The sequence below is a fragment of the Actinomycetospora endophytica genome (genome assembly GCF_021026375.1).
In the GTDB taxonomy this organism is placed as follows: Bacteria; Actinomycetota; Actinomycetes; order Mycobacteriales; family Pseudonocardiaceae; genus Actinomycetospora; species Actinomycetospora endophytica.
Window position 1 is genome coordinate 1 of sequence record NZ_JAJNDB010000014.1, and the last position, 5,441, is coordinate 5,441.

3 protein-coding genes are annotated in these 5,441 nt (G+C 73.8%); all 3 read left to right on the forward strand.

Going from position 1 to position 5,441, the window contains the following annotated elements; all coding sequences use genetic code 11:
* Positions 1 to 379: 379 nt before the first annotated feature.
* The 3 genes from ssb to LQ327_RS33455 are packed head-to-tail and all read left to right on the forward strand — an operon-like array spanning position 380 to position 5,256.
* On the forward strand, positions 380 to 949 hold the full coding sequence (gene ssb, locus LQ327_RS33445; RefSeq protein WP_230741102.1) for a single-stranded DNA-binding protein: 570 nt from the start codon (positions 380 to 382) through the stop codon (positions 947 to 949).
* Positions 950 to 999: 50 nt separating this feature from the next.
* On the forward strand, positions 1,000 to 2,676 hold the full coding sequence (ettA, locus tag LQ327_RS33450) for an energy-dependent translational throttle protein EttA (RefSeq protein ID WP_230741104.1): 1,677 nt from the start codon (positions 1,000 to 1,002) through the stop codon (positions 2,674 to 2,676).
* Positions 2,677 to 2,730: 54 nt separating this feature from the next.
* Positions 2,731 to 5,256, forward strand: a complete 2,526-nt coding sequence (locus tag LQ327_RS33455; protein WP_230741106.1) for a hypothetical protein — start codon at positions 2,731 to 2,733, stop codon at positions 5,254 to 5,256.
* The last annotated feature ends 185 nt before the right edge of the window (positions 5,257 to 5,441 follow it).

Below are 5,441 nucleotides of genomic sequence, written 5' to 3' on the forward strand. Positions count from 1 at the left end.
GCTAAGCCCTCCAGCGCCGATGGTACTGCGACCGCCAGGTCGTGGGAGAGTAGGACACCGCCGGAACACCCAACCACCCCCACCACACACGCCCCCGAGACCACCCGGTCCCGGGGGCCATTCGTGTTTCTGTACCCGAGCGTCCACTCCGTGCCCCCGGCGTCCCATGACGTCCGGGGGCATTCGTGTGTCCGGCCCCGGTCATTGGGCCGTTCTGACCGCCGCGCTCGCCGGATGGCCCATTCGTTTGTCCCCACCGGCATCGCCGGGGCGAGCTGTCCCCAGACTCGTCGGGAGCGCTCCCGTTCTGCCGCCCCGGAGTCGCACGCTTCTTCCCGATGGCCGGCACGACGGGTCCGGCTCGAGGGGAGGGGACGTCATGAACGAGACCTGGGTGACCGTGGTCGGGAACGTGGCGAGCGACGTGAGCTGGCGACGGACGGCGAACGGCAGCGAGGTGGCGAACTTCCGTCTGATGAGTACGGAACGGCGGTACGACGCCGAGAGCGGCTCCTGGGAGGACGGGAACCGTGTCGCGGTGAGTGTCGCGTGCTGGCGCCGGCTCAGCGAGAACGTCCGTACGTGCGTGACGAAGGGCGATCCGGTGGTGGTGTACGGGAGGCTCCACGTGCGCGAGTACGAGCTCGACGGCGTGCGGCGCACGTCGACCGACATCGAGGCGCGCAGCGTCGGTCTGGACCTGGCGAGGGTGTCGGCGAAGGTCGTCCCGTCGAAGCCCGGGGGCTCCGACCGGCCGGTCGCCGATGTCACCGGTCTCGCCGTCGTCGACACCGGGGCCGGCTCGCCCGAGCGGGACGAGGTGTTCGCGGGCACGGCCGCGGCGAGCTCGATCTTCGGGACGTCCGTGGCCGGTGCTCAGGCGGAGGGTGACGCCCGGCCCGGCGGGTCGGACGGCGGAGACGACGAGCCGTCGGTGCTCGCGAGCTGACGGAGACCGGGCCCGGAGTGGGGCACACGGCGGGAACTACCATCGGGGCCGTGGCTGAGTTCATCTACACCATGAAGAAGGTTCGCAAGGCCCATGGCGACAAGGTGGTCCTGGACGACGTCACGCTGAGCTTCCTGCCGGGGGCGAAGATCGGCGTGGTCGGGCCGAACGGCGCGGGCAAGTCGAGCGTTCTCAAGATCATGGCGGGACTCGACCAGCCGAACAACGGCGAGGCGTTCGCGTCGCCGGGGGCATCGGTCGGGATCCTGCAGCAGGAGCCCCCGCTCAACGAGGAGAAGACCGTCCTCGGGAACGTCCAGGAGGGCGCCGGGGACGTCGCGGTGAAGCTCCAGCGGTACAACGAGATCGCGGAGCTGATGGCCACCGACTACTCCGACGAGCTCATGGAGGAGATGGGCAAGCTCCAGGAGGACCTCGACAACGCCGACGCCTGGGACCTCGACTCCCAGCTGCAGCAGGCGATGGACGCGCTCCGGTGCCCGCCGGGGGACTCCCCGGTCACCCACCTCTCCGGGGGTGAGCGTCGCCGCGTGGCGCTGTGCAAGCTCCTGCTGAGCAAGCCCGATCTGCTCCTGCTCGACGAGCCGACCAACCACCTCGACGCCGAGAGCGTGCAGTGGCTCGAGAGCCACCTCGCCTCGTACGAGGGCGCCGTCCTGGCCGTCACCCACGACCGCTACTTCCTCGACAACGTCGCGCAGTGGATCCTCGAGCTCGACCGCGGGCGGGCGTACCCGTACGAGGGCAACTACTCGACGTACCTGGAGAAGAAGGCCGAGCGCGTCGCGGTCCAGGGCCGCAAGGACGCCAAGCTCCGCAAGCGGCTCGCCGACGAGCTCGCCTGGGTGCGCTCGGGTGCCAAGGCGCGGCAGGCGAAGAGCCGGTCGCGTCTGGCGCGCTACGAGGAGATGGCCGCCGAGGCCGAGAAGACCCGGAAGCTGGACTTCGAGGAGATCCAGATTCCGCCGGGTCCGCGCCTCGGAAACGTCGTCGTCGAGGTCTCGCACCTCGACAAGGGCTTCGACGACCGGATGCTCATCAAGGACCTGTCCTTCACGTTGCCGCCGAACGGGATCGTGGGCGTCATCGGCCCGAACGGCGTCGGCAAGACGACGTTGTTCAAGACCATCGTCGGGCTCGAGCAGCCGGACTCCGGGTCGGTGAAGGTCGGCGACACGGTGAAGCTGTCCTACGTCGACCAGACCCGCTCCGGGCTGTCGGGGTCGGAGAACGTCTGGCAGGTGGTCTCGAACGGCCTGGACTTCATCCAGGTCGGCAACGTGGAGATGCCGTCCCGCGCCTACGTCTCCGCGTTCGGGTTCAAGGGCCCGGACCAGCAGAAGCCCGTCAACGTCCTCTCCGGCGGCGAGCGGAACCGGCTCAACCTGGCGCTCACGCTCAAGCAGGGCGGCAACCTGTTGCTGCTCGACGAGCCGACCAACGACCTCGACGTCGAGACGCTCGGGTCGCTCGAGAACGCCCTGGAGAACTTCCCCGGGTGCGCCGTGGTCGTGTCCCACGACCGCTGGTTCCTCGACCGCGTGTGCACCCACATCCTCGCGTGGGAGGGCACCGACGATCACCCGGCGGCCTGGTTCTGGTTCGAGGGCAACTTCGCCGACTACGAGCAGAACAAGATCGAGCGACTGGGGGCGGAGGCGGCGCGTCCGCACCGGGTGACGCACCGGAAGCTCACCCGGGACTGAGGTCCCGCACGGCTTCGGGACGGACCCGCGGCCGACGCCGAGAAGGGAGCGGTCGTGGCACCACGACGCGAGAGCGGGGTGCCCTCGGCGCGCACCGTCCTCGAGGTGGCCGACGGGCTGCGGTGGACCGACCCCGCTCTCGGTGTCTCCCTGGCAGAGCACGCCCTGCGCGCGGCCGGTGACGACGCCGCGGCGCGCACGGCCGCCGAGCGGTCGGTGATCCGCTCCCTCGCCGAGCTCGACCGCTTCGACGAGGTCGTGTCCCGGGCGACGCCGCTCGTGGACGACGCCCAGGTGCGCGGGGACCGCGAGGACCTCGCCGGCCTGCTGGTGGAGCTCGCCGTCGCGGCGATCGGGCTCGGCGACCTCGCCGTCGCCGGTCGGCTCGTGGAGCCCATGCCGGCGGGCGGGGATCTCTCGGCGCGGACCGTCACGCTCGCGGCGTTGGTGCGGGCCCAGGTCGCCGCGGCGAACGGGGACGTCAGCGGCGCCGACCGTGCCGCCGAGGACGCCGGGACGGCGCTGCTGCGCACCCCGGAGCCGGAGGCGGGCCTGGTGCGCCGCGACCTGGCGCGGGCGAGGGCGGCGGCTCGCCGTCGCGCGACCCAGGCCGCGGCGGCGCTGTCGATCGTGTCCGAAGCCGTGTCGGCGAGGCCCGAGGCCGACGCCGACGGGGGTAGGCGGTCCCTGCTCGCGGCGGCCGACGAGGTGGATCTCCTCCTCGACCTCGACCGACGGGACGAAGCGCTGGAGCGGGGGCGTGCCGTTCTGCCCGACGGGCCCGCGGGACCGGTCGCGGTCGGCGCCACGGCCCGGATCCGGCTCGCGCTGGCCGAACGCGTGCACCTCGCGACCGGCGCCCCCGCGGACGCCGAGGCGATGGCGCGCGCGGCCGCGACGGAGCTGGAGGCGGCGGGCCACGACGGGGACGCGGCACGGGCCTGGGAGGTCGTGGCGGCCGCTGCCGAGCGGGGAGGCCAGCTGGGGCCGGCCCTGACCGCGGTGCGTCACGGACACGATCTCGACAGCCGCGCGCGCGACCGCCGGGACCCGGCGCTCCGCGTCCTCACCATGATCGCCGCCGCCGCACCGGATCTCCCCGTGGTCACGCCGGCTCCGAGCCCGTCGAGGCCTCCCGAGCCCGGGCCGACGCCGGAGGCCTCGGCGTTCTCCGAGGTGGAATCGCTGCTCGCCGACGCCCGCTCATCGCTCGGGGGAGGGGTGAACGGGTCCGAGCCGCTCCCTCGCCGACGGGGGCACCGCCGGGACGACGCCGACGACGACGTGTCGACGCCCGAGCAGGTCCCGGAAGCGCTCGCCCGGCTCCTGGGGGCGGCAGGCCTGACGTCGGGGCTGCCGGCGGACGGCTCGAGCGCCCCGTCTGCCAACGGAACGGGTGAGGGCCGCCGGGGAGGGACGGACGTCGGGGGGAACGGCAATCTGCCGTGCTTCCTGGACCCCGGGACGCCGTCATCGGCCGACCCGCTGCCGCCGGAGCCGGGGCGGCGCTCGCGGCACTCGGCCGAGCCGTGGGAGGAACCCGTCGTGGACCCCGCGGTGGCCGCTGCCGGGGAGGTCTCCCGCCCGACGTTCGACGCGTTCTCGACGGCGCCGGGGCGGCGGGCCGCCAACGGGGTGTCCGACTCCGACCACGGGCTCCCGGGCCCCGAGCCGGGTGCCGGTTCAGCGTCCGGGTCGGATGCCGCGGGCCCGACGACCGAGCGGTGGTCGGCCGGGCACGACGGTGCGTCACCCGGCCTGGGGGCCGAGGACCGCTTCCTGTCCGTCGAGCCGCCCACGCCCGGAGACCCGGGGCTCTCGTCGTCCCTGACCGGTGGTTGGGGGTACGCGGACGAACTCGCGGGAAGCCTGGACATCGACCCGGCCGATCCGCTCGGTTCGGGGTCCGGGTGGGGGGTCACGGTCGACCGGCCCGACGAGAGCGCGCGGTCGAACGGCTCGGCCCCGGGAGCAGCCGACGCGGCGCCGGCCGAGGCGCCCGCGTCCCGGAACGGGAGCCTCGAGCCTCTCGAGGCCTCGGGCACGCGCCGACCGGACACCGGCTCACGGTCGCCCGGCGGCGGGGCCGGGGACGCCGAGGACCACGAGTCCGTCGCTCACGCCCCGGGGTCGGGCCCCCGTGCTCAGGAGGATGAGCCGAGGGTGGTCCCGCCCGGCTTCGATCCGGAGGACCTCTACGACGAGCTGCCGCTGACGCTCGCCGGCCTGCTCGCCGAGTACCACCTGCCCGACGTCCCGGTGCCGCCCCGTCGCAACGGTGCGCGCCGCACCGATGTCGCGGTGCCGTCGGCGCGGACGCACGTGTCGGGCTCGATGCCCGTGCCCGCGGACCCGCGCTTCGCCGCTCGACCGGACGCGGCGCCCTCCGGCGGGTCCGCCACGCCGCCGGCCGACGGTCCCGTGCAGGGCCCACCCCGGAGGGGCGAGAACGGGGCGCGTCTCGCGGACCTGCTGGCCGAGGCGATGGACGCCTTCCGGCACACCGGGCCCGGCGACGGGAGCCGGGGAGGGGGCGACGGGGCCGCCCGCGGGCCCGGGGTCGGCTCGCGCCGCGGCTGACCTGCGCTGATGACCATCGGCCACCCCCCTCGCGGAGGCCCTCCGCAGCCCGTGTAAAGTTCTCCATGTCGCCAGGGCAAAGGGGTTGCTCCCGGCCGGGGCGGCGGGATAGGTTGGAGCGGTTGCCCTCCGGTTGGTTCTGGTAGGGTGAGCGTCTGATGGCACCGGATGGTGCGGCCGCCTGA

Coding starts and splice junctions, on each gene's coding strand:
- ssb (WP_230741102.1), top strand. CDS start 380: ATGAACGAGACCTGGGTGACCGTGGTCGGGAACGTGGCGAGCGACGTG.